Origin of the sequence: Mycobacterium sp. 20KCMC460 (genome assembly GCF_022179425.1) — a bacterium.
Taxonomy (GTDB): Bacteria; Actinomycetota; Actinomycetes; order Mycobacteriales; family Mycobacteriaceae; genus Mycobacterium; species Mycobacterium kiyosense.
Window position 1 is genome coordinate 1,783,342 of sequence record NZ_AP025524.1, and the last position, 24,802, is coordinate 1,808,143.

Annotated in this window: 16 protein-coding genes and 4 pseudogenes; 17 read left to right on the forward strand and 3 right to left on the reverse strand. The window is 63.4% G+C overall.

Going from position 1 to position 24,802, the window contains the following annotated elements:
* Nucleotides 1–13: 13 nt before the first annotated feature.
* The 11 genes and pseudogenes from MKCMC460_RS08330 (at nt 14) to MKCMC460_RS31380 (ending at nt 14,020) form a co-directional block, all read left to right on the forward strand.
* Nucleotides 14–5,302 (forward strand): DEAD/DEAH box helicase, encoded by a 5,289-nt coding sequence (locus tag MKCMC460_RS08330; RefSeq protein WP_236981468.1) that lies wholly within the window; start codon nt 14–16, stop codon nt 5,300–5,302.
* Nucleotides 5,303–5,748: 446 nt separating this feature from the next.
* A pseudogene (gene istA / locus MKCMC460_RS08335) lies at nt 5,749–7,424 on the forward strand (IS21 family transposase).
* Nucleotides 7,421–8,311, forward strand: a complete 891-nt coding sequence (istB, locus tag MKCMC460_RS08340; protein WP_238305531.1) for an IS21-like element helper ATPase IstB — start codon at nt 7,421–7,423, stop codon at nt 8,309–8,311. The pseudogene istA and the gene istB overlap by 4 nt, the downstream one beginning before the upstream one ends.
* Before the next feature lie 1,036 nt (nt 8,312–9,347).
* Nucleotides 9,348–10,283: pseudogene (locus MKCMC460_RS08345) on the forward strand (IS3 family transposase); the annotation flags it as partial.
* An 84-nt stretch (nt 10,284–10,367) separates the two neighbouring features.
* Complete coding sequence (locus MKCMC460_RS08350; RefSeq protein WP_238305533.1) at nt 10,368–10,967, forward strand: site-specific integrase; 600 nt, start codon at nt 10,368–10,370, stop codon at nt 10,965–10,967.
* Complete coding sequence (locus MKCMC460_RS08355) at nt 10,883–11,446, forward strand: tyrosine-type recombinase/integrase (protein WP_238305535.1); 564 nt, start codon at nt 10,883–10,885, stop codon at nt 11,444–11,446. The genes MKCMC460_RS08350 and MKCMC460_RS08355 overlap by 85 nt, the downstream gene beginning before the upstream one ends.
* A gap of 293 nt (nt 11,447–11,739) precedes the next feature.
* Nucleotides 11,740–12,438 (forward strand): hypothetical protein, encoded by a 699-nt coding sequence (locus MKCMC460_RS08360; protein WP_238305537.1) that lies wholly within the window; start codon nt 11,740–11,742, stop codon nt 12,436–12,438.
* Nucleotides 12,330–13,325: a tyrosine-type recombinase/integrase gene (locus MKCMC460_RS08365; RefSeq protein WP_238305539.1), complete on the forward strand. Its 996-nt coding sequence runs from the start codon at nt 12,330–12,332 to the stop codon at nt 13,323–13,325. The genes MKCMC460_RS08360 and MKCMC460_RS08365 overlap by 109 nt, the downstream gene beginning before the upstream one ends.
* Nucleotides 13,322–13,624, forward strand: coding sequence for a DUF6262 family protein (locus MKCMC460_RS08370; protein ID WP_255735245.1), 303 nt, complete (start codon nt 13,322–13,324; stop codon nt 13,622–13,624). The genes MKCMC460_RS08365 and MKCMC460_RS08370 overlap by 4 nt, the downstream gene beginning before the upstream one ends.
* 44 nt (nt 13,625–13,668) lie before the next feature.
* Nucleotides 13,669–13,866, forward strand: a pseudogene (locus MKCMC460_RS08375) (transposase); the annotation flags it as partial.
* A gap of 16 nt (nt 13,867–13,882) precedes the next feature.
* On the forward strand, nt 13,883–14,020 hold the full coding sequence (locus tag MKCMC460_RS31380) for an integrase core domain-containing protein (protein ID WP_370653092.1): 138 nt from the start codon (nt 13,883–13,885) through the stop codon (nt 14,018–14,020).
* A gap of 79 nt (nt 14,021–14,099) precedes the next feature.
* Here the strand turns inward: MKCMC460_RS31380 and MKCMC460_RS08385 are convergent, their stop codons facing one another.
* The gene (locus MKCMC460_RS08385; protein WP_236981474.1) at nt 14,100–14,666 is read right to left on the reverse strand and encodes a nuclear transport factor 2 family protein; all 567 of its coding nucleotides are present in this window, start codon (nt 14,664–14,666) and stop codon (nt 14,100–14,102) included.
* Between the two features lie 164 nt (nt 14,667–14,830).
* Between MKCMC460_RS08385 and MKCMC460_RS08390 the strand changes: the two genes are divergently transcribed.
* Together MKCMC460_RS08390 and MKCMC460_RS08395 are read left to right on the forward strand one after the other, a co-directional pair.
* On the forward strand, nt 14,831–15,232 hold the full coding sequence (locus MKCMC460_RS08390) for a TetR/AcrR family transcriptional regulator (RefSeq protein ID WP_238305541.1): 402 nt from the start codon (nt 14,831–14,833) through the stop codon (nt 15,230–15,232).
* Nucleotides 15,208–15,429, forward strand: coding sequence for a hypothetical protein (locus tag MKCMC460_RS08395; RefSeq protein WP_236981476.1), 222 nt, complete (start codon nt 15,208–15,210; stop codon nt 15,427–15,429). Before MKCMC460_RS08390 ends, MKCMC460_RS08395 begins: the two co-directional genes overlap by 25 nt.
* Nucleotides 15,430–15,570: 141 nt before the next feature.
* Here MKCMC460_RS08395 and MKCMC460_RS31385 read toward each other — a convergent pair whose 3' ends face one another.
* On the reverse strand, nt 15,571–15,702 hold the full coding sequence (locus MKCMC460_RS31385; protein WP_255731144.1) for a hypothetical protein: 132 nt from the start codon (nt 15,700–15,702) through the stop codon (nt 15,571–15,573).
* A gap of 188 nt (nt 15,703–15,890) precedes the next feature.
* Here MKCMC460_RS31385 and MKCMC460_RS08400 point away from each other — a divergent pair, with 188 nt between their 5' ends.
* Complete coding sequence (locus MKCMC460_RS08400) at nt 15,891–21,368, forward strand: AAA domain-containing protein (protein ID WP_236981477.1); 5,478 nt, start codon at nt 15,891–15,893, stop codon at nt 21,366–21,368.
* A gap of 241 nt (nt 21,369–21,609) precedes the next feature.
* Nucleotides 21,610–22,727: pseudogene (locus MKCMC460_RS08405) on the forward strand (IS3 family transposase).
* A gap of 5 nt (nt 22,728–22,732) precedes the next feature.
* On the opposite strand, the gene MKCMC460_RS08410 reads toward MKCMC460_RS08405, so the two are convergent.
* Nucleotides 22,733–23,602 (reverse strand): sigma-70 family RNA polymerase sigma factor, encoded by an 870-nt coding sequence (locus tag MKCMC460_RS08410; protein ID WP_236983882.1) that lies wholly within the window; start codon nt 23,600–23,602, stop codon nt 22,733–22,735.
* Nucleotides 23,603–23,684: 82 nt separating this feature from the next.
* Between MKCMC460_RS08410 and MKCMC460_RS08415 the strand changes: the two genes are divergently transcribed.
* Together MKCMC460_RS08415 and MKCMC460_RS08420 are read left to right on the forward strand one after the other, a co-directional pair.
* Entirely contained in the window at nt 23,685–23,921 is a 237-nt protein-coding gene (locus MKCMC460_RS08415) for a DUF1059 domain-containing protein (protein ID WP_238305543.1), read from the forward strand.
* Between the two features lie 46 nt (nt 23,922–23,967).
* Nucleotides 23,968–24,771 carry a crotonase/enoyl-CoA hydratase family protein gene (locus tag MKCMC460_RS08420; protein ID WP_236981479.1) on the forward strand — a complete coding sequence of 268 codons (804 nt, stop codon included), beginning with the start codon at nt 23,968–23,970 and terminating at the stop codon, nt 24,769–24,771.
* Nucleotides 24,772–24,802: the final 31 nt, after the last annotated feature.

The window sequence follows — 24,802 nt, forward strand, 5'->3', positions numbered from 1 at the left end:
GCACCCACTTGCAATGATTTCGGGGCTCCGAGACACGTACACCCGCTACGTTGATTCGTTTCAGTTCTACAAGAACCCGGCCATCCGGGACTGGGTTCAACAAAAGCGACGCGAAGGGCGTCTGCTGTACCGGGAACCGTTTCTGACGCTAGCCAAGCCGTTTGCCTCCGGCGCCTCGCTGGTGACGCTCGTCGACGAGGGTGTGCTCGATCCTGTTGTGCTGTCGGTCTTTTCACGTACTCCCGGCGACGCCAGCAGCGGTCCGATCTCACCGTTTGTCCACCAAGAGCAAGCCATCAGGCAAGTGATGGCCGGCGATAACACCGCCGTGACGACCGGAACCGGGTCGGGCAAATCTTTCACCTTCTACATCCCGATCGTATCGACCGCCCTGACTCTCATGAAATCCGGTGGAAATAAGGGATTTCGGTCTCCCATCGCCGTGATCATCTACCCGATGAACGCCCTGGCCAACAGTCATTACGAGGACATCGCCGCCCGGTTGTCCGGCAGCGGCCTCACCGTGTGCAACTACACTGGAACGTTGAAGTCTACCCATGAGGGTGCGATGAAGGACTTCAAGGAGCTCACCGGCCGAGACCAACCGTTCGACAGTGAAGTGATTGACCGGGACACCCTGCACAGCAGCGGCTGTGACATCTTGTTGACCAACTTCAAGATGCTCGAGTATGCGCTGGTGCGCCGTAAGGACGCCGCCCTGTTCGAAACCCTGGCCAAAGGCGGCCGACTGCAGTTCCTTGTGCTCGACGAGATGCACACCTACTCCGGACACCAGGGTGCCGATATGGCGCTGCTGGTGCGCCGATTCAAAGGACGTACCGCAACCGCCGGAAGCTTGCGCTGCGTCGGCACCTCGGCCACCGTCGACTCGGGCGATCCCGCCGAAGCCCGCCAACTGATCGCGGCGTTCGCCACCAAGCTCTTCGGGGAGGAGTTCGACCCCGACTGCGTAGTCGGAGAAACCTACGGCCCGAAAGAGACCGCCGATCCCACTGGCTCAGACCTCTACCTTTCGGCTGACCCCGTCGACCTTGCGACCGTGGTGGCCGCGACCGCCGCGGAATCCGACGCGGCGGTGGCGGAAATCCTGGGCGAGGCGATGCTCGACCAACCGGCCACTCCCGATGTCGTGCGGCATGCGCTGCCCGTCGCGTGGTTGGAGCACACACTGTGGTCAGGGGCGGTGTCGATGACCGAGCTCGAGAACCGATACCTCCTCGACGTCCGCCCCGGCGCCACGCGGGACCAGGCCGCCGCCGAGATTCACGCTGCTGTCATGCTCGGCGCCGCGGTGAAGACACCCGGCCCAAAGGGAACCGACGTCGGACTACTCACCCCCAAAGCCCACGCTTTCTTCTCCCAGGGACTGCCAGTCACCCGTTGCCTGGTCTCCGAAGAGCCACCGCACCTGTCCGAACAAGGGGAATCGACCTGCAGCACGTGCGCACAGGGCGGACTGGAGGATGTGCCGGCGTTTCCGGTCGTGTTCTGCCAGTCCTGCGGCCAGGATTTCTATGTCGCCGAAGATCTGACCACCCGTCTGGGTTCGCGGGACTTCCTGGCCGCCGCCGAAGACGGTGTCGCCGTCTACGTCATGACCGACGAATGGGACCGCGACGTCGCCCCGGTCCTGGACAGCGATGTGTACAAGAATGGCACACCTAAGAAAGGCCGCGCCGGGGCGGTCCCCGTGCCGATGACGGTCTGCGGACAATGCGGGGACATGGCATCGAACTGCGGGCATCAGCACAGACGCGATGTCGTCAGCGTCTCAGCCCCGCTGTTGCTGTGCCCGTCGTGCGGTGTCCGGTACGACGGAAACCACTCGGAATACAACAAATTCTTCCAAGTAGGGACCGTGGGCCGGGCGACGGCCACAGACGTGATTGTTGAAGGGATGCTCAACGGACAGGACTCCGGGCTGGCCACGGCCAAACCCCAGGTCATGGCATTCACTGACAATCAACAGGATTCGTCGTTCCAGGCCGCGCATCTGCGGGCGATGTCGCGGCGTTTCCACGTGCGTCGCGCCTTTATCACCGGTCTGCATGCACGCCGTGCCCTGAGCCGTGAGGAGGCGCTCGACACCGCCGACCTCGCCGATGCGGCATTCGAACAAATGGAGGCCACCAAGACGCTGCCCAAATTCGCCCGGGCAGGCCAGGATAAGGGTGGCTTCGATCCCGGCGACAGCTCCAGCAAGACCAAAGGCCGGTATCTGCGCTACCTGAAAACCGGGGTACTCCTGGAAACGAGCGGCGGTCCACGCAAGACCCAGCCCAACCTGGAGGACACCGGCCTGATCGTCGTCGACTACCGGGCGTTCACCCCCGGCAAGGTCGCCGCCGCGGTCGCCGGAGACGATGGGCTGCGCAAGATGATCCGGGCCTACGCTGCAACCGATCCCGGGTTCACCGAAGATCTGCTGCGGGTGATCCTCGATCTCATGCGCCGCCAGCACGCGATCGTCAGCGCTAACGACGACGGTCCGGCGGCGGCATTCACCGACCACGACCGATTTGCCAGCGATGTCCTTGAGCAGCTGGCTGATCCAGCGTTCTTCCACGCCGGCCCAGAACTTCCCTTGCGCCGTACCCTCTACGACGAAAAGAGGGAGTCCAAGGGCCGCACTAGCTATCGGCGGCTGGCCGGCAAGATACTCCCCGATGGCACCGACTCGCCTCAAACCACCGCGCTGACCCGCTGGGTCAAGAAGGAAGTCGGCCTGGACCCAGATGCCCACGGAACCCAAGCCGCCAAGCAGATCATTCGGGAAGCAGCGCACTGCCTGGTGAAGTACGGCTACCTGATTGACGAGAAAGGCGGGTGGGTCGTCAACGAAGAAAATGTGCTGTATTGGTTTGCCGCAGAGCCCCAAGGGTTTCGGTGCATGCGGTGCGCAGCGCGCTGGCTGCTCACCAAGGAACGATCCTGTCCTCGCTGCGTCAAAGCCGCCGTCAAACCTGACCGCGAGGACCGCGACGACTACTTCCACGCCTCCTACACCGCACCCCTAGACGAACACGTCAAAGTCGAAGCCGCCGAACACACCGGCAGCCTCGACGGTGACGAGCGAAAGCTCATCGAGAGCCGCTTCCGTGCCCAGGGCGATCCGCTCAACGTGTTGGTCTGCACCCCCACCATGGAACTGGGCGTAGACATCGGCACTCTCTCGGCCGTCTACATGCGAAACGTTCCACCGTCACCGGCCAACTACGCCCAACGGCAGGGCCGCGCCGGTCGCGCCGCGCAACCCTCCACCGTCGTGACTTTCTGCTCAGCGCAAGGGCGGGCGGCATCCCACGACCAGTACTTCTTCAAACGTCCCGAACGGATCATCGCCGGCAAGATCACCACACCACGGTTCCTGCTGGACAACAAGGCACTGCTGGCAGCACACACCCACGCCATCGTCCTCGGTGAGTACGTGAACATTCACGGCGACCTGCCCTCCGAACTGGGCACCTGGACCCGCCTCGACGACGGGCTGGGTGGGCTGGCCGCTGACTTCCAGACGGAGCTGAATTCCTTCATCGCCACCCACCGCAGCACCTTGACCACCGCTGTGACAACCACTTTCGCCGATGTCATCAACTCAGCAGTGACCGTCAAGGCTGTGGACGTCGCAGAGATCGTCGACAGCTTCGTCCAGGACTTGGATTCGGCCATGGCGGCGCTCGTCGACTACGCCGCAGAACTCAAAGTCGAGCTCGACGAACTCAATGCCAAGGGAGACAAGGGAAAACTGGATCGCAGCGGTGATCGCCGCCGGTCCTCCGTTGAAGCGATCCGTGGCCATATCTACAACGGCCGCGGCGACTACCATCCGCTGTCCTGGCTGGCTCAACGGGGCTTCTTGCCCAGCTACGCTTTCCCCCGAGCTGCGGCACTGCTGCGGTTCAGCGACCGTGAACGCGCACGGGTCAGATCGCGGTCGATCGCGCTTCGCGAATTTGCGCCCGGCAACTCGATTTACCACTTGGGCAAGCGTTATCAAGTCACTCGCGCGTCGTCGGGACGCAACGCTGAGGACATCACGTCCAAACTCGCGCTGTGCGAATGCGGGTACTACTTGGGGGGTGACGCCGTCGACACGACGAGCAAGTGCCCGTCCTGCGATCGGCCGCTCGACACCCAGACGGTTTTCCGCAACGCCATGCCCGTCATGGATCAGTACGCCATTCAACGCGACACTGTCGGCGCTGACCTCGAAGAACGCCTGCGCCAAGGCTATAGGGTCGAAGCCGCCTACCGATTGCCGAACATTTCCACCCGAAATGGCTCTCTCACAACGGCTTCGGGAACGGCAATCGGTTTGACCACCGCGCACCTCGGGTACATCGTGCAGGCCAATACCGGCCTCGTCCGCTCCGACAGCAATTTCAGCCTATGCGCACGATGCCGACAGTGGAACCCCGATGCCGATCACTACAGCCAAGGCGGCGACTGCCTTCCGCAGAGCGAAAACCTGATCGAGAACATCGTGCTCTTCAACGATGGCCGGCACGACATGATGGTCCTCGACGTCGCGGCGCCTGACGATAGCGACGCCGACATGTACGCCTACACCTTGATGTATGCGCTGCAGGCCGCCATGGGAACGCATTTCGGCGTCAACGAAGATGAGCTCGCCGGTCAGGTCTATCCCGGTCGCGGAGGCCCGCAGGAGCGTCGCATCCTGATCTACGAAATGGATGAAGGCGGCATTGGTGTGCTTGACCGTATGACCGACCAAGCAGCGTGGGAGGCCGTTGCCGCAAGGGCTCTAGATATCCTCCACGTCGACCCGCAGGGCAACGACCAGTCCGACGCTTGCCAAGCCTCGTGCTACGAGTGTCTGCGCAGTTTCTACAACCAATGGCATCACGATACCCTGGACCGGACGTTGGTCGTCGACTTCTTCGTCGACCTTCTCGCCGGGTTGGCCATTGCGATCGACCATGCGCCCGAGTCGTGGGACGCGGTCGTTACATCGTTCGACTCCGCCACCGAGGAAGCCATGGTGGCGGCACTGCGTGCTGCGGGGCTGCCCGCACCGACTAGTGCCCATCAGGGACTTCCGCCGGAGAAACCCGTCGCTTCTGCCGATCTCTACTATGTGGGCGAGGGGATGCACATAGCGGTGTTCCTCGACGGCGGGGTCCACGACAAGGCATTTCAGCAGAAGATCGACGTCGCTCGCCGCGAGAAGCTCAAGGACTGCGGTTACTCCGTCGTAGTGATTCGCCACGACGATCTGGACGCGGGAGTCACAGCCCTCAGATCACGACTCGACGCCTAAAGTAACGAGGGCCACGGTTGAATGGACGTGACTGCGCTTCCGAGCCATGGGGTCCTCGACCGCGCAGACGGGCGCGCGTGGTCGGCCGTGCTCGAGCCAATACTGCGGGACACCCATGGCGTCGAAAAGTCAAAGCTCCGACTCCACTTGATCGACAGCCTTATCTCGCAACTGGTCGACGAGCTGAAGCGGCATCGGCTTCCGGAATTCGTCATCTACACCGCTCCAGACCGTCGCGACGTCACACGTCTAGCGTTTCTCTCCGCCCTCGTGGCGCATCGCGCTGAACGGTTGGTTCAGGTGGCTATGACAGTTTGATTCAGGACCGGTGTGACGGCCTGATTCAGGACCACCTTCTTTCAGACCGGTGTGTTGTGACGGTTTGATTCAGGACCACCCTCGACGGTTGGCGTGTCGATTATTGGCTCGCTGTCGGAGGGTTCCGGATGGGAAGTCGTGTGGAGCTGTTCGCCCAGATACGTAGGGACGCCCGGTCGAGGGTTTGGGTATTCGGGCGCTTGCTCGTAAGTACAAGGTTGGCCGGGATACGGTCCGGCACGCGTTGGCGAATCCGGAGCCGCCGAGGCGGAAGACACCGGTGCGGGAGTCGCCGAAACTGGGCCCGCTCAAACCTGCGATTGATGCGATGCTGCGGACCGATCTGGATGCGCCCCGCAAGCAACGCCACACTGCGACAAGGATTTGCAATCGTCTGGCCGATGAACACGGCGTTGAGGATGTGTCGTATTCGTCGGTGCGTGACTATGTCCGGGTCCGTCGTGCGGAGATCATCGCCGAGTCCGGTAAGCAGGCGCAGGAAGCGTTCGTGCCGCAGGAACACCCGCCCGGCGCTGAAGCTGAGGTTGATTTCGGCGAGGTTCACGTCATCCTCGCTGGTGTCAGAACCCGCTGCTACATGTTCGTTTTCCGAATGTCGATGTCCGGCAAGGCAGTCCATCGGGTGTATGCGACTCAGTCGCAGGAGGCGTTCCTCGAAGGCCACATCGAAGCATTCGACGTGATCGGCGGCATCCCGGTGCGCCATATCCGCTACGACAACTTGAAGTCTGCGGTCACCTCGGTGGTGTTCGGCCGCGGTCGGGGCAGGGTCGAGAACGACCGGTGGGTGCTGTTCAGATCGTTCTACGGGTTCGACCCGTTCTACTGCCAGCCGGGAGTGAAAGGCGCCCACGAGAAAGGCGGAGTCGAGGGCGAGATCGGACGTTTCCGCCGCACCTGGCTCACGCCCATGCCGGAAGTGGACTCGCTGTCAGAGCTCAACGACTACATCCGCCGCTGCGAAGCACGTGAGGATCATCGGCGGGTCACCGGCCGGCTGCACGCCGTGGGCCAGGACTTCCAGACCGAACGAGAACATCTCGCCGCTCTGCCTGCCGAGCGGTTCGACCCGGGGCTGGTGCTGCATCCACGGGTGGACCGGTCGGCGCTGATCACGGCGCGGTCGGCGAAGTACTCGGTTCCCGCCCGGTTGATCGGACGCAAAGTCAGGGTGTCGCTGCGGGCCTCGGAGTTGGTCGTCTTCGACGGCCGCACTATCGCCGCACGCCATGAACGCGTCACGACCCGCAACGGGCAATCGATCAACCTCGACCACTATCTGGAAGGTGTTGCACTGCAAACCCGGCGCGTTGCCCGGCTCCACCGCGCTTGCTCAGGCCCGCGCCGCCGGCACTTTCACCGCAGCGCACGAGGCGTTCTGGCAGCAGGCCCGCCGCGTCGACGGCGATGCTGGCGGGACTCGCTCGCTAATCGACGTGCTGCTGCTGCACCGCAGCATGCGCGCTACCGATGTGATCGCCGGGATCCACGCCGCCCTGTCGGTCGGTGCCGTTTCAGCGGATGTGGTCGCGGTCGAAGCACGCCTGCATGCCGCCGGTGGTGGTCTCGAATCAGACCGTCACGCCGGTAACCATGCCAATACCGTCGATTACCGGGTCGTCAGTCTGACCCAGCGCCGCCTGGCTGATCCAGCGACCGTGATCGCCGGCCTGCCACCGACACCCGGCCGCTGCCTGACGTCGCGGCCTACGACGAGCTGCTCCAACGCAGACCCCCAACACCGCCACCCGGTGACGGAATGGAAGGAACGACTGGATCATGAGCACGGCCACGAAAGTCACCAACACCCTGCGCCGCCAACGCGGGATGACCCCACAAGCGGCCCAAGCCGCCGTCGATTCCGCATGCCGACGCCTGCGGTTGCCGACCGTGCGTGCGGTGATCGACGAAGCAGTGAAAGTCGCCGAGCGTGAACAGCTCACCTACCACGGCTTCCTCGCCGAACTGCTCCTGGCCGAATGCGATGACCGGGACCGCCGATCCACCTTGCGGCGAGTCGCAGCGGCCGGGTTTCCACGTCAGAAATGGTTCGGCGACTTCGATTTCGACGCCAACCCAAACATCAACGCCGCCACCGTACATACCGTCGCCCAAGGCGATTGGATACGCCGAGGCGACCCGCTCTGCCTGATCGGCGACTCGGGCACCGGCAAGTCCCACCTGCTCATTGGTGTGGGCACCGCCGCCGCCGAGCAAGGCTTCCGCGTCCGCTACACACTGGCGACCAAACTGGTCAACGAACTCGTCGAGGCCGCCGATGAAAAGCAACTCGCCCGCACGATCGCCCGCTACGGCCGCGTCGATCTTTTATGTATCGACGAACTCGGCTACATGGAACTCGACCGCCGGGGCGCGGAGTTGCTGTTCCAAGTACTCACTGAACGCGAGGAAAAGGCGTCAGTAGCCATCGCATCCAACGAGAGTTTCTCCGGCTGGACCAAAACCTTCACCGACCCCCGACTCTGCGCCGCGATCGTCGACCGACTCACCTTCCACGGCACCATCATCGAAACCGGCACCACCTCATACCGGCTCAGCCATACCCGCGGTAGCAGCTCGCGATCACAGCCTACGAAGACGCCTGAGCCACCACCTCCTCGCCGAGGTGGTCCCGAATCAAGCCGTCACAGTGGTCCTGAGTCAGGTTGACATAGAGAGTTCAGGCCGCGGAACTCGCCGCCTCGGCACTGGCTGCCTTGGTGCAGGGAAGCCTTCAACCAAGCGCAGTTTCGGCCCGGGCGTTGTTCGAGCTGGGGGTGGTGTGTTGGGACACCCACAACAAGATGCTCGATTCGTGGCGTGCGGTGCACGGGAGCCGAAGTCGCATTCGGGCCGAGTCGAGTTCCGGCGAGGCGACGGTGTATCGCCTGCTTTGGGAAACACGGATGGGATCGAGGTTCTACGGCCCCGAACACGGGTGGCCGCTCGCCAAGAGTATCTTGACCCGCCTCGACCGCTTGGCTAAAGAAGTACCGGATGCGCGAGAGACTTACGACATGTTGTGTGACACAACGCATCCCAATCTAGAGGCGCAAGCACTCCTATGGCGGACTGACTACATAACAATTGGTAAGGACAGGGCGATCCGGTTCGCCCCCGGCAGATCCAACTCCCTCGTCAAGCTGTATATTGTCGAGTCAATCCGTCTCAGTCTCATGCTCATTATGCCTTTTACGCGGGATCTCTGGTGGATCGCAGCCGACATCACCAATGCGTGCGACATAACTGCAAGCAGTAAGACTGAACCACTGGGCCTGCCAACACGAACGGGTCGAAACGACCCCTGCTCATGTGATTCCGGCGAGACCACTCGGGCCTGTATGCACCCCGAACCGGCTCCAGTGCGCTGATCTATAACGCTCGCGGTGCTTTCTTGAGGGCGATAGCAGCGGACGCTCACCGTCGGCCGAGGTTCGCGCTAAGCTCGAACCACTCCGGAGGCGGGCGCAGCTGTCCGCCGCTGTATCCCTCGGCGAGGTGCTGCCGGATCTACGCAGCGAGTTCGGGGAGTTCTCCGCTGACGCTGGACTCGGTCTCATCCCAGGCGACACGGCCCTCGGCATCGATACCGCCCGTGGCGACGATGCGGCCGCGGGCTCTGTCCTTGGCCTGACCCCGATTGGTTGATCCATGGCTTATGAGAGTCTTGCGGCCCACGTTGTGGGCAGGAAGGCTCGACAAGATCATGGCGACGAGGAAGCGGCATAGTCCAGAGCAGATTGTGCGGAAGTTGATGGCGGCCGATCGGCTGCTGGCCGAGGGCAAGGACACCGCGGCGGTCTGCCGCGAGCTCGGGGTGTCCGAGGCCACTTACCACCGCTGGCGCAACCAGTTCGGCGGCCTGAAGGCCGAGGACGCCAAGAAGCTCAAGGACCTCGAACGCGAGAACGCCACCCTCAAGCGGTTGTTGGCCAACGCCGAGCTGGAGAAGGACGCGCTGCGGGAGATCGCGAAGGGAAACTTCTAGGCCCGGAACGCCGACGGGCGGCCGTTCGTCATCTCCAGCGTGTGCTGGGGTCAGCGAGCGGTTCGCCTGTCGCGTCACCGGGCAACACCGCGCCACCCAACGCCACGAGCCGACCGCGGCGACACCAGAAGACCCCGACGCTGCCCTGGCGGGACTGGCTACGCGCCTACGCCCGATAAACACCCGCGGCGTGGCTTCCGGCCCGCCTACCACGATGCCCGAGGTGAAGGCTGGCAGGTGAATCACAAGAAGATCCAACGCCTTTGGCGTGAGGAAGGACTGCGGGTGCCGCAGCGGCGCAAGCGCAAACGGCACGGCATCTCCACCGCCCCGCTGGCCGTGACCGCTGATGGGCCCGACCGGGTCTGGGCGGTGGACTTCCAGTTCGACGTCACCACCGACGGTCGGCCCATCAAGATCGTGTCGATCATCGACGAGCACACCCGCGAATGCCTCGGCGGGATGGTCGAGCGCAGCATCACCGGCGAGCACCTGATCGACGAACTGGACCGCGTGGCCTCTCAGCGCGGCACCTATCCGACGGTCCTGCGATGCGACAACGGACCCGAATTGGCTTGTGTCGCAATGGCTGACTGGGCCTCAGGCCAAGTTGGATTGCACTTCATTCCACCCGGCGAACCTCTCTTAACCGGCTAATCGGGATAATCGATTTCGCGCGACACGCCGTTTTCCTGCGGTTCTAGACCGTGGTGGTGCGAGATGAGATATGTACATCTCATGACGAAGGAACTCTCTGCGGCTGTGGACGACGATGGCGTCTGGCAGTTGCGCGGGACGGCCGCGGAGAAGTTCGGGTTGGTGAATGAATTCCTGGGGTTTCTGGCTGACCGTAATTTCTCCCCTCGGACCTGCCGTGCTTACGCCTATGACCTGTTGGCGTTCGCGCGGTGGCTGAGTGGCGAGCAGTTGGTTCTGGCGGAGGTGAATGTTGATGTGCTGCTGCGGTTCTTGACGGCATGTCGGGAGGCGACGTTGCCGGGTCGGCCGGGTGGCAACGTGTATTCGATCCGTGATGGCCGTAATCAGGGGTATGCGCCGGCGACGATCAATCGGCGGTTGGCGGCGATTTCGAGCTTGTTTGCGTTTCGGGAGATGCGTGACCCGGATGCGCGTAACCCGGTCGGTAGCGGTCGGGCGGCCCGATTGCGTTCGCGCAGTGAGCGTTCCGGGCTATTGGCGCACACGGCGAAACCGAAGTCTCGGTCAGGCTGCGGGTCCGTGAGCCGCGCCGGTTGCCACGCGGATTGTCGCGGGAGGAATCTGCGGCGCTGCTGGGCAGCTTCCGTAGCTGGCGTGACCGCGCGATCGGCGGGTTGATGCTGTTGTCGGGTCTGCGTTCGGCGGAAGTACTTTCGCTGCGGGTCAGCGATATCGACATTGCGCGGCGCTGGGTTCGGGTGCTCGGTAAGGGCGGCAAGGAACGCTCGGTGCCGATTGATACCGACGTGGCTGGTGCGATCCAAACCTATCTGCTGGCTGAACGCCCCGAAACTGACGCTGATGCACTGTTCGTTGTCGCCAAAGGCGCCCATCGCGGACAGCCGCTGACCCCTGCGGGGCTGCGCACGGTGTTCCGGTATCACCGCGAGCGCTCCGGTGTCGCTGCAGGGCATCCACACGCGTTACGGCATTCGTTTGGCACCGCACTGGCCGAGGCTGGGGTCGACCTGTCGGTGATCCAAGCGCTGATGGGCCACGACCACGTCGATTCCGCTGCCGCCTACATCCATTTGGCCCCAACGTTTCTGCGTGAGGAGTTCGATGCCGCCCGTGCTCGCCTACGCACCCGCACCTGAGGTCGACCTGCTCGCCGCCTACGACGAACACTGCGCTCGGCTCGGTTTGACCAGTGTGAACCTTGGCTCGGCCGCGCGAACGTTCCTGCGGCGCTGGCCTGATCCGCAGCGGTGGGCCGGTGAGCCGCTCGAAGTGCGGTTGACCGTTTCTCATCCCACCCGCTCGTTCGTCACGTTTCTGATGTTGGCCCGCTATCTGCGGCCCGGCTATGACTACCTGATCCACCGCAAACTGGCCGTGTTCTGGCGGCATCTGCCACCGGGGCCGTTCAGCGGAGGACCTGGCCGAGTTCTTGGGCGCCGCGCAAGAACTCGGCTTCACCGAACGCACCCGCAGCGCGGCCGCATCACAGGTGATCGGCAGGCTACTCATCCAGACCGGCCGACGGTTGGATACGTTGACCGACAACAATTTCGACGACTTGCTGGCCGCAAGCGCAGCCCGCCACGGCCTAGGGAAAGCCAGTCGTCACTACAGCAGCGCCACCCACACCGCCCGGCAGGTCATGTTTCACCTCGGTGTGTTCACCGAACAGCCGGTCAACGCGACCAGCCTGCTACGGCAGAGCTTTGCGCAACGGATGCGGGATGCCACCCCGGCGCTGCGCGGCTCGTTTGTGGCCTACCTCGATCGGTTGACCGCCACCCACAGCCGCAGCACGGTCACCGGCACCGCAACCCGGCTCAACCACTTCGCCGCGCATCTGGCCTCGGTCGACCCGACGCTAACGAGCTTGACCGACCTGGACCGCCGCCGCCACATTGAGACCTACCTGACCGCGACTGCCGAGGCGACCAACACCCGCACCGGTGCACCGATCCAGGCATCTGAGCGCCGCGGCCGGATCCTGGCAGTGCACTGCCTGCTCAACAACATCGCCGAATGGGGCTGGCCCGAAGCACCGCAGCGGCGCCTGGTGTTTCGCTCCGATATCCCCAAGCTGCCCCGACCGTTGCCGCGCTACCTGACCCCGATCTGGACCGGCGCCTGACTCAAGCGCTGCAGGCCTGGCCCGAGCGGCTGCCCGCTGATGCGTTGCTGCTGCAACGAGCGACCGGTTTGCGCATCGGTGAGCTCGTCGACCTGGAACTGGACAGCGTGCACGAGATCCCCGGCCAAGGCGCCTGGCTGAAGGTTCCGCTGGGCAAGCTGAACACCGAACGCATGGTGCCGCTAGACGAGGAAACCGTCGCGCTGATCGACCGCATCGTCGCCCACCGCTCACCCGGACGGCCGTTGCCCCACCCGCGCACGGCTCGACCCACCGACTACCTGCTCACCCACCACGGTCGGCGCCTGACCGCCGATCACCTTCGCGACGTCCTGACCCGCGTTACTGCCGACGCCGGCCTGCCGCACATCACCCCACACCAGCTGCGCCACACCTACGCCACCGCACTGGTCAACGCTGGCGTATCCCTGCAGAGCCTGATGGCCTTGCTCGGCCATCTCTCGGCGGAGATGAGCCTGCGCTACGGACGGCTGTTCGACTCGACCGTGCGCACCGAATACGAGCGAGCCTTGGCCGCCGCGAAAGCCCACCTGGGCACCCTGCCCACCGAGCCACCCCACGGGCGCACCCAATTGCCGATCTTCGACGGCGACTGGAGACAGGCGCCCGCGGTCAAGGCCCGCCTGGCAGGTGGCTTCTGCATCCGCGCCCAAGTCCAAGGCCCGTGCGCCTACGCCAATATTTGCGAACACTGCCCCAACTTCCGCACCGATACCGGCTACCTGCCCGTCCTGGCCGCTCAGCGCGCCGACACCGAAACCCTGGCCCGTGACGCCGAAGCCCGCGGCTGGACCGGTGAAGCCGAACGCCACCGCCGACTCATCGAACGCCTCGACGCCCACATCAGTCAGACACAGACCGGATGACACCCCAACAGCGCCGACAACACGTCGAAGACGCTTGCGCGGCAATCATTCTCGAAGGACAACAAGTGACCTTCGATGACGTCGCGGCACGCACCGGACTCGGCCGAGCCACTCTCTACCGCAACTCCGAGCTACGCAGAATCATCGAAGAACACCGCACCCGCGGCAAGGAAGCCCACACCCTGTCCGGACTCACCACCGAGATCGCCCACCTACGCATCGCGCTGGACACCATCGCCACCACCGTGCGCCGCCACGAAGAAGAACTCCGCCGCCTACGAAAACCAAAAGCCGACTAACACACCGCCCAACAGCTGAAACCGCGCCAAGATTAGCCGGATAACCTTGGCGCAACGGCTACGTCGAATCCTTCAACTCCCGCCTGCGCGACGAATGCCTCAACATCAACAGCTTCTGGTCCCTGACCCAGGCCCGCGTCGTCATCAGCGACTGGAAACACGACTACAACCATCACCGCCGGCACTCATCGCTGGGCTACCAACCCCCGGCCCGCTACGCTGCCACCTGTACCCACCGATGAACGACTCTCGTTCGCCGTGGACCAGTTCTCGGGGTCCGGCCAGGCCCGCGTCGTCATCAGCGACTGGAAACACGACTACAACCATCACCGCCGGCACTCATCGCTGGGCTACCAACCCCCGGCCCGCTACGCTGCCACCTGTACCCACCGATGAACGACTCTCGTTCGCCGTGGACCAGTTCTCGGGGTCCGGCCACCGGCATGGCAACAGCCGGCCGACTCATCGATCGTCGTCATTCCGATATGAGTGGCACTGGCCAAAGCGGCGCGCGCATCTCTTCCAAAGTGGAGTGCCCCGGCATGTTGCCCTCGGCAATGAGTTTCATTCGCTCGTCGAGTTGCGGAGAGTTGTTGCCGTCTCGCAGTACTTCCAGCATCGCGGAGGTCGCGACCCCGACGTCAAACATGTCGCGTTGCCACGACCAGCTGCGGTTGCCGCTGTACTGAAACCAGCTCCCACCCAGACCCTTGATCTCGTACGGTCGGCCGTTCGGCGCATTGAACGTCGTCAACTGCCTCCAAAACCCAAACGCTTGACCAGATCGATCGTCGAAGATCACCGCCTGATACGGGTAGATCCATCCTTGAAATCCCAGCATTTCCAACCCGAGCACGCCGGCTCGAATCTCTTCGCGGCCCACGTTCATGTATTGGTCCTCGGCGGAATAGGTGTAGCCATAGGTCGCGTCGGGCTCATAAAAGTCGGCCATGATGCCCCAGTCCCCTAAGCGCTGAGCCTCACGGTTGATCTCAAGCCAGTCTTGCCAGAAGGCGTCGAAATCTTCGCGGTCAAATGCCATGTCGGCTCCCTCTTACTCCCATTTCGAGATTGACGGACGGGATCCGCCGCAACGGCGATGCTGCGGCTGTGAGACGTTTCATAGGATAGTTTCATAATCGGTCCCCGTCAGTCAAACAACTCGTCTTCTGTCTGTACCGTGAGACTCGAAGAAGCAGGTCCGTGGTGGATGGAAGGACCGACATGCCAGACGATGTACGCGCGCGGTTGATCGCCGCCACAGCCGAACTGATCGGGCAGCGTGGACCCCTGGGTGTGCGCGTCGACGAGATCGCCGAGCCTGCGCGATGCTCACGGGCCACGCTCTACCGTTACGCCGCCGACAAGGACGAATTGGTACGCGAAGTGATCGTCGCCAGAACCACCGCTATGGCGGGAATCGTAGCCCACCAGATCGAAGGCATCTCCGATGCGACCGAGCGTATCGCACAGGGCATGCTGCTATTCGCCGACGCGCTGCGATCTGAAAGTTGTTCAAGGCATTGCAAAATGACGGTGACGACTCATACCCACTTGCGCGGATCGGCGGCGGGCTTGAGGCCATGGGCGCAGCGATCTCTCCGCTGATTCAAACACTGCTGGACGAGTACATTGATTCCCGGCACCTGCGTGACGACGTCAACCTGCACGACGCGGTCGAGTGGTTGATGGGCATCCTTCTGGGCCTGTTGGCGCCCGCGTTCGCAGCGCATTCCCGCGAGCACCGCCTCGGGATGCTCAAACGCTACGCGGTCTTTCCGTTGATCAAACCGCAGTACGAGTAGCTCCCCGGTCGCGGAGCGCGGCGCCCGTCCTTGATTGACCTCCGACACCGCGACGATGCTCTATGAGACTAAATTTCAAATCGTCGCATCGCGGCGTGTCGCTGCTAATCGTCTTTGCTCAGGAGGTCGAGATGAGCACGATCAGGATCCCCAAATCCACCGCTTGCGACCGCGTGATGCAGGCCTTACGGGCGTCGTGTCGTACTCCTCGGCATGATCGGTGACCAACCGCACCGCACGGGCCTTGAACTCCTCGTCGTATTTCTTCGGCATGATCCGAGCAACCTTCCCTCGAAAGAAGGCGTGCATCAGACCCGGGTTGGTTCACTTTCGGGCCATGCGCATTAAAGGGCATTAAAGGGGTTGTGCAAGACGGCCAGGCGGCCGGAGTTTGGGCCGTGTAAAAGGGGAGCGGTTCAGTGGGGCGAGCCTACGCAGCACAACCTCAGCAACGCCGCGGGGTGCTGTCGAACCTGTCGGACGCAACCGACATAATCGTGCAAATTGACGCGGGTGACGACGGCAGTCGGTTGGTTTCCCGTGGTGAAGATGACTTCGCGAAGGAGTGTGCTGTGACTGGTGAGCAGGAAAGCGACAACGAGCGGTTGGTGCGCCGCGCGGTCAACCTATTCACCTTTCTGAGCCGCACTCAGCAGCTTCTGGTAAAGCCGATTCGCACCGTCGACGGATTCGAGCAGGTGCTGTGGTTCGACGACCTCCCCGAGCACGAGGCGATCCGGTCCGCGCATCGAGTTGCTGAACTTGACGTCGATTCGCCGCTGCTGACCATCGACCGGGTGGCCAAGCTGGACCCGCCGTCGGTGCCCGAGGCCCTGACGGCATGGGTTGAGGGGCCCGTCGCCGACACCGATAAGGAACCTGTGCTTCGTGAAGCGATCTACGGCTTGGAACCGGTCCCGGCCGAGCTCGGCGATGATGAAGTGGACCTCCAACGCCGCCGTATCGAGTTGGCCGAGCACTCCGAGATCACCGAGGCATTCGAGGAGTGGTTAGCCGATTGGCGGCTGTGGGCTGAGCGGGAGCGCCGCGACGTCGCGGTCCGGAACATTTACAAAGAGCTTTTCGCAGTTCATCTAAAGTCCACCGACCACAGCGATGAGTTCGAGCTTGTGGTCGGGGTGGGCTGCTTGACCTGGCGGCCCGATAACCACCCACAGGTGTTGCGTCACGTCGCGACCGCACCGATTGCGATCGGATTCGATGAGAATTCGGGGCGCCTTACCGTAACGCAAGTGCCAGCTCCCGACGCAGTGTCTATCGAAGTGGATATGCTGGACCCAGCGCTGATCTCCAGTCCATCCAAGCTCGACGAAATCAAAGAGACGGCCGCCGAGTACGACGGGCACCTGCTCGATCAACCCGCGATTGGCGAGATCTGTCGGCGCCTCATCCACCGCCTCGATGCCGACGCGGAGTATGACGCGGACGCCACAACCGCGCCGACAGGGGCCAGCCCACGCGGTGCGTTTGCCCCAGCAATGATCTTGCGGCGCCGCACCAACCGCGGACTGGTGCAGATCTACGAAGCGATCGTGGCTCAGATTCGTAAGGCCGGCGAGGTTCCGGCGGGTGTCCTGCCGTTGATAGATCCGGATCGTCAGCCCGAAGCTCCGACGGCTGGGGAGACGCCCGGAGCAGTGGTCACTGTCGACGGGGAGGACTTCCTGCCGCTGCCGGTCAATGACAAGCAACGTGCGATTATCGAGCGGGTCGACAGCCGGGCGCAGACGGTGGTGCAAGGTCCGCCCGGTACCGGAAAGACGCACACCGCAGCAGCTTTGGTTTCGCACCTGCTTGCCCAAGGCAAGCGAGTGCTGATCACCGCGCACACTGACCGGGCGCTGCGGGAGGTCCGGGCCAAACTGCCTCGCGAGATTCAGTCCCTGGCCGTCGCCGTCATCGGCCAGTCACGTTCGGACATGGCCGACCTGCGCACTGCGGTGGACAACATTTCCCGGCGCGCCGACGATTTCGACATCGACGGTTCGCGCCACACCATCGCCGGACACCTCGCCCGCATCGACGATCTGCGTCGCCAGCGCGCCGCGATCCGCAACCGCCTGCTGGTCCTCCGGCACCAGGAGGTGCAGCTGCGCACCGATGGTCCGGCCGAAGGCACGCTGGCGGCTATAGCTTTCGACCATCTGCGGCACAAGTCCGACTACGAGTGGATCCGGCAGTTCGACATCGACAGGGACGGGTCGGGAATTACTGTCTCGACCGAGGAGATCCGGTTGTGGCACAACCTAATAAGCAGCGAGGATCTGGCCACCAACGAGGACGAGGCGACGCGGCTGCTGCCTGAGCCCGCGTCGCTGGTGACCCCGCAGGAATTCGCCGTACTGGTTGCTTCGGAGCAGCAGGCTACGGAACGCAAGGACGGCTATAGTGCGCTGCTTGCCCATGATTCGTTCGAGTTCGTTCGTTCCTTAAGCACCGAACTGCGTTACGAGCTGCGTGACCGAGTCTCGCAGCTGGCTGAGCGGACCATCAACCTAGAACACCGCCAAGAAGTCTGGATGAAGGATGCGTTGTGTGATGTGCGCAGCGGTCGTCAGCAAGTATGGCTAGCGCGTTCGGCCCAGATCAAGTCGTTGGCCGAGACTGCAGGTCGGCTCGCGATGCGAATCGGGCCGACAACCCGGGTGGTGGTCGGCGCCGGCGACCTGGGTGTGCATCAGCAGATCGCCAAATCATTGCTAGCGCATGTGGATTCCGGTGGTGCGATTAGGGTTCGGCCAGACGGTGCGCCGAAGATCGGGGCGTTTACTTCCAAAACGGTCAAGCTCGCCGAACCGTTCTTCGCGGCGGTGAAGATCAATGATCTGCCTGCCGTTGACAAGCAACAATTGACAACCTTCATCGATTGGGTGGACGCCATTCGCACCATCGCAGCGATGGATCAAGCGTGGCCGACGACCGTCGAGATCCCCGACGAGGACACCCTCGAGGAGAAACTGCAGTGGCATCTGACCGAAATCGAGCAGTTGGACAAGGTACTGGCCCTGGGCGCTCAGCTCGAGGTGGAACGGCAGTGGTTCCAGGCCAACAATTTGCCCGTCCCGGATTGGAACAATCTCGAGGAAATTCGGCGTTACGCCGACCTGGTCGAGGCAGCCGCTGCGGCCGACGGCGCATTGGCTGCCAGCTCGCCTATTGAAACGTTGGCTGGCTACCTGCTGGGACAGTCGCAGCAGCACAACCCGCCGGCGGTCTCCATGCAATTGTTGAACGCAGTCTCAGACCGCAGCGTCAACGGCTACAGCGCTGCCTACGAGAGATTGACTCACCTGCGTCGGGTCGCGGAGTTGGTCAGCGAGCGGGATCGAATTCGCGCCGAGCTGGACCGGTCTGCGCCCCTGCTGGCCGCGGCGATCGCCGCCGAACCGGCGGCCGCCCAATGGGTCGATTGGCTGCCCAGGTATGCAGAGGCCTGGCAATGGGAAATGACCGGGCGCTGGATCCTGGCCCAGGACAGCGAAGACATCAACGCGCTGAAGGCCAGCCTAAATGCAGTCGAGGACCAGATCCGCAGTGAGGTCGAGCATTTGGCGGCTGAGCGGGCCTGGGGATATGCCGTCGCTCCGGACCGTATCACCGGCAGTGCACGGGCCAACCTCACCCAATACGCTCAGCTGGTGTCCCGACTGGGCAAGGGCACGGGTAAGTATGCGGCCAAGCAGCGGGCAGCGATCGCCGAGGCGATGGACCGCTGCAGACCCTCAGTGCCGGTGTGGATCATGCCTTTGTACCGGATCGCCGAGCAGGTTCGTGTCGAACCGAACCTCTACGACGTAGTGATCGTCGACGAGGCCTCACAGGCCGGTCTGGAGGCATCATTCCTGCAATACCTGGCGCCCAAAATCGTGGTGATCGGTGACGATAAGCAGGTGTCACCCTCCGCGGTGGGCGTGGACCAGCAGGAGCTACGGAACCTTGCCGCGCTGTATCTCAGCGACGACCCGTACAAGGAATCCTGGCTTGACCCCAAGCGCAGCTATTTTGACGAGGCCAACATGCGCTTCGGCGGGCGGATCACCCTGACCGAGCATCGGCGTTGCGTACCAGAAATCATAGGCTTTTCCAACCGGATCGCCTACGAGCCGGAGGGAATTCGTCTCGTTCCTGTGCGCCAGTTTGGCGCCGAACGGCTCGATCCAATAAAGGTGGTCTATCTGGAGAATGCTTACGAGTCAGCGAATAAAACCAATCTGGCCGAGGCCGAGGCGATCGTCGAGCAGATCTGCAAATGCCTGGCCGAGCCGCATTACGACAGCGCGACGTTCGGAGTGATCTCGCTCTTGGGTAAGGAGCAGGCCAAGCTGATCGAGAGCAAGCTGCTCGACGCGGTGTCGCCGGAAGAATGGGCGGTCCGGGAACTGCGCTGCGGTGACGCATCGGATTTCCAAGGCTCCGAGCGTGATGTGATGTTCTTGTCGATGGTCAAGGCCCCGGAAGCGGACAAGCGCATGGGCGTGCTGACCCAGGCCCAATATGTGCAACGTTTCAACGTGGCCGCGTCACGGGCGAAAGACCAAATGTGGGTTTATCATTCGATGCCGCGGGAGGCGCTGCTCAACACCGAGGACATGCGGTTCCAACTGCTCGACTACTGCTACGGGGTGGTCAACCGGGTGCATGGCGCGGGCAACGGAGCGGTGGCTACCGTGGTCGCCGAGGATATGGTGGTACCACCGTTCGACTCCCTGTTTGAACAGCGAGTGTTTAATCGGCTCATCGAGCGGGGTTACACCGTCATGCCGCAGGTCGAGGCGATGGGATACCGCATCGACATGGTGGTTACCGGGGCCCGAGGGCGGCTGGCGATCGAATGCGACGGCGACTTTTGGCACGGCCCAGAGCAATATCAGGCTGACCTGGCTCGCCAGCGCGACCTTGAGCGGTGTGGGTGGAAGTTCTTCCGGATCCGCGAATCGGTGTTCTATGCCGATATGCGCGGAACTTTGCAGAAGCTGTGGGACACGCTCGACGACCTCGACATCCGCACCGCCCACTGGATTGATCCGAGTTTTGATGACGGCGACAGCTGCGCTGAGGAAGTCGACGAATCTGTCGACGAGGGACGCGCTATCGTCGAAGCTGAAGCAGGACATGGTGTTTCGATGTGGCGTGACGAGGAGGAATCAGGTGCAGGTGCGGGCATGCCGTCGGAAAACGGTCATCGCGCGATACATAGATGCTTGCCCACTACGGATCTCTTGACGGAGGCGCACAGCCGGCCTCGTGTTGACGGCGCCGGCGATCACCCATCTGGTGCGAACGGTACCCAGTCGATACCCGAGTCGGTCGACGAAACAGTCCGAGAACCGGAGGAAGAGCAACTCGGTTTGCTTGGCAGGCAACTCGTCGAAGGTCCGCTGACGAACCGGCTTCGGCCATATATTGCGTTTACACAGCCTCTGCCTCCGATTCAGGGAACACCGTTGCCAGAGTTGATTGCCAATGTTGTTCGGATCGTTGAAGTCGAGGGCCCTGTCTTGGGTCATCGCGTACACGATGCATATCGGGTTGCCTACGGCGGGCACCGAGTAGGTCGGGAACTCGCCAGAAGCCTGAACCAAGCGATGGAACTCGCTGTGCGTCGAGGGCAGCTGGTCGCGGCCAATCCGCTTAACGAACCTGGCATCAAGCCAAAGACTTTCAGGTTGCCGACTCAGTCTCCGGTCGTGTTGCGGGAACTCGGACCACGTTCGCTCAGCTTGGTGCCTCCCGCCGAGCTCGCTGCCCACCTTACCGAGTTCACGGGTATCGAAGGTCTTTCAGAAGATGAGCTATTTCGCGCCGTTCTTGACGTGCTCGGATTGCAGCGGCTTACGGAGAACGCGCGAGCAGTGTTGAGTGCGGCGATGGCCCTTGTGCCCACCGCTGCTTTGGGTGGAAGCGAGGGCTGGGAGTAGGGCCAGAGTTGGTATGTACTAGTTTGTTCCGGTCCACCTGATGGCCGGACGGGCACTTCGACACAGGAGTTCACCGATCGAGTGCCTGATTTTTCCTGCGTGAGGTTACTGACCGGCTGAAGTTGCGGTCCGCTCGGCCGTCTCGAAAGTTGGGAAGCGTTGGGACTCAATCAGGTCTGCTGCACGAATGGTGACATCTGAGTTGGCTTGCCCCGGGTGGGCAGGCTGGAAGGATGTCGTTGTGCCCAGGCCCTACCCCGTGAGTTTTCGCGACGACGTCGTGCGCGTGGCCCGCAACCGCGACGATGGTGTGACCGTCGAGCAGATCGGGACCGTTTTCGGGGTGCACCCGATGACGCTGCACAAGTGGATGCGCCAGGCCGATATCGACGAAGGGGCCAAGCCCGGCAAGAGCACCGTTGAGTCGACGGAGTTGGACGAACTGCGACGCCGTAATCGGCTGTTGGAGCAGGAGAAGGAAGTCTTACGGCGAGCGGCGGCCTATCTGTCGCAGGCCAATTTGCCGGGAAAGGCTCTACCCGCTCGTGAAGGAGCTCGCCGCCGACGGGATCCCCGTCGCGGTGACGTGGCGGGTACTCAAGCTCGCCCGCCAGCCCTATTACCGCTGGCTGGCCAAGCCGATCACTGACGCCGGACTCGTCGAGGCTTACCGCGCCAACGCCCTGTTCGACGCCCACCACGAGGACCCGGAGTTCGGCTTCCGCTACCTCGTCGAGGAAGCCCGTGACGCCGACGAACCCATGGCCGAGAGGACCGGCTGGCGGGTCTGCTCGCAGAATCGCCTGTGGAGCGTCTTCGGCAGAAAGCGCGGCAAGACCGGGCCGCCGGTCCACGATGATCTCGTCGAGCGGGATTTCACCGCTGATGCGCCAAATCAGTTGTGGCTGGCTGGTATCACTGAGCACCGTACCGGCGAGGGCAAGCTCTACCTCTGCGCCATCAAGGACGCATTCTCCAACCGCATCGTCGGCTACTCGATCGACTCCCGGATGGCGTCCCGTCTGGCCACCCAGGCTCTGCGCAGTGCTGTGGTACGCCGTGGTGACGCTGGCGGCTGCATCCTGCGCTCCGATCGTGGGTCTCAGCTCAGGTCAAGGAAATTCGTTTCTCGCCCTACATCGAAATGGCATGGTCGGATCGATGGGCCGCGTCGGCGCAGCCGGCGACAACGTGGCCATGGAGAGCTTCTTTAGCCTGTTGCAGAAAAACGTGCTGAACCGCCGCCGCTGGGACACCAGAGAGGAACTACGCATCGCGATCGTCACCCGGATCGAACGCACCTACCATCGGCGCCGACGCCAGTCCGGTCTCGGCCGGCCGTCGCACCAGTCCGTCTAGTCCGATCAGACATCAGTAGCCGAAAGCCGCGAAATGGCAGAGCCGCCCTCGCGGCGGCGCACCCTCGCCAAAACGTCGGCGTCGGCCCTGAACTGTAGGTGCGATATCTGCCCCGCCTCGATGGCGAAGTCGAACGCGACCTTGACCTCGCCGCGGTGGATCCAGGCAGCGCCGGGCCGGTCCTCGACAAACACGGGAAAGGCAGCCTTGGCGGCGCCGTTGAAGAAGCCGGCCACCTCGTCGCGACCTTCCAAACGCGGCGGGGTGCCCAACGCGATCGCGGCCGCGTCCGCCGAGACCACCACGTCAGGAGCCAGCAGCTCCAGCAACCGCGCGAAGTCGCCCTCCCGGGCCGCGGTCATGAACGCGTCCACAATCTCCCAGTCGCCCAGCGCATCCTCGGGCGCGGCCGGACGCACCTTGGCGCGAGCACGCGAAGCCAGCTTGCGGGCCGCGACCGGCGTCGTGTCGAGCATCGCAGCGATCGCCTCGAACTCGACGCCGAAGCTGTCGTGCAAAACAAACGCCACCCGCTCGGCAGGCGTCAGACGGTCCAGCACCACCTGCAGCGCGACGCCGACCGTGTCGGCCAGCACCACACCGTCGGCCGGGTCGGGCGCGACGGCCTCGAGCTCAATCGACTCCGTCGGCACCGGCGTTCGGGCGCGCAGCCGATCGAGGCATAGCCGCGACGTCACCGTGGTGAGCCAGCCCGCGAGATTCTCGATCGGCTCGTCGGTGGCGTGCAGCCGCAGCCACGCCTGCTGCACCACGTCCTGTGCCCCGTCGGGGTCGCCCAGGATCCGGGCGGCGATGCGCTGCAGGCGAGGGCGCTCGGCTTCGAAGCCGTCGCGTAGCTGATCGTCGCTCACCATGGCGGTCACACTTTCGTCGTCGGACGCGTCATCATCCTGACGCACCCGGACGGCCCGGTGTGACCAGAGCGGGAGGACGCTTATGAAAACGATGACGTGCCAGGATCTCGGTGGCCCCTGTGACCTCGCGCACCGCGGTGAAAGCGCCGACGAGATCATCAAGGCGCAGGACCGACACCTCAAGGAACTCGTCAAGGCCGGCGACGATGCGCACGTGCCCGCCCGCGAGGACATGAAGAGCCGCTGGCGCCACCCGATGAAGTCGATGAATTGGTACAACGACGTCAAGAAGAGGTTCGCCGAGCTGCCGGTGAGGTGACGGTCCGGGCCCCGGACCTTCGACATAGCGGGGTAAGTTTCCACGCGTGAGCGAAGACAGAGTTCGAGTGCAGATCAGCACCACCGGCGTGGCAACCGTGACGATGGTGCGCGCCGACAAACACAATGCGCTCGATCACGCTATGTTCGCGGGCCTGGTCGATGCGGCGGCGCAGTTGGCGGGTGATGCGTCGGTGCGCGCGGTGGTGTTGCACGGCGAGGGCAAGAGCTTTTGCTCCGGCCTGGACATCGCCAGCTTCATGTCCGGCCGGGGTGGCACCAGCGTCCTGCTGGAGCGCGAGAGCGGCCGGGCGGCCAACTTCGCGCAGCGCGTCGCCTACGACTGGTCCTTGGTGCCCGCGCCGGTCATCGCCGCGATCCACGGCAACTGCTTCGGGGGCGGGCTGCAGATCGCGCTGGGCGCCGACATCAGGATCGCCGCGCCGGGCGCCAAGCTGTCGATCATGGAGATCAAGTGGGGCCTGGTTCCCGACATGGGCATTACGCAGACTCTCCCGCGGCTGCTGCCTCTCGACGTCGCCAAGGAGTTGACGTTCACCGGCCGGATCGTTTCGGGGAGTGAGGCTTTGGCGCTCGGGTTGGTCACGCGAAACAGTGACGATCCGCTGGCTTCGGCGTTGGCGCTGGCCGAGGAGATCGCGCAGAAGTCACCGGACGCCGTCCGTGCTGCCAAGCGGCTCTACGAACAAACGTGGCTCAGTAACGACGCCGCCCGGGCGCTGGCCCTCGAATCCGAGCTGCAGGCGGGGCTGATCGGTTCGCCCAATCAACTCGCCGCGGTGGCGGCCGGAATGTCCGGGGAGAAGCCCGTTTTCGTCGACCCTGCGTAACGGTGACCGAAGGCAACTCGCACTGCACATG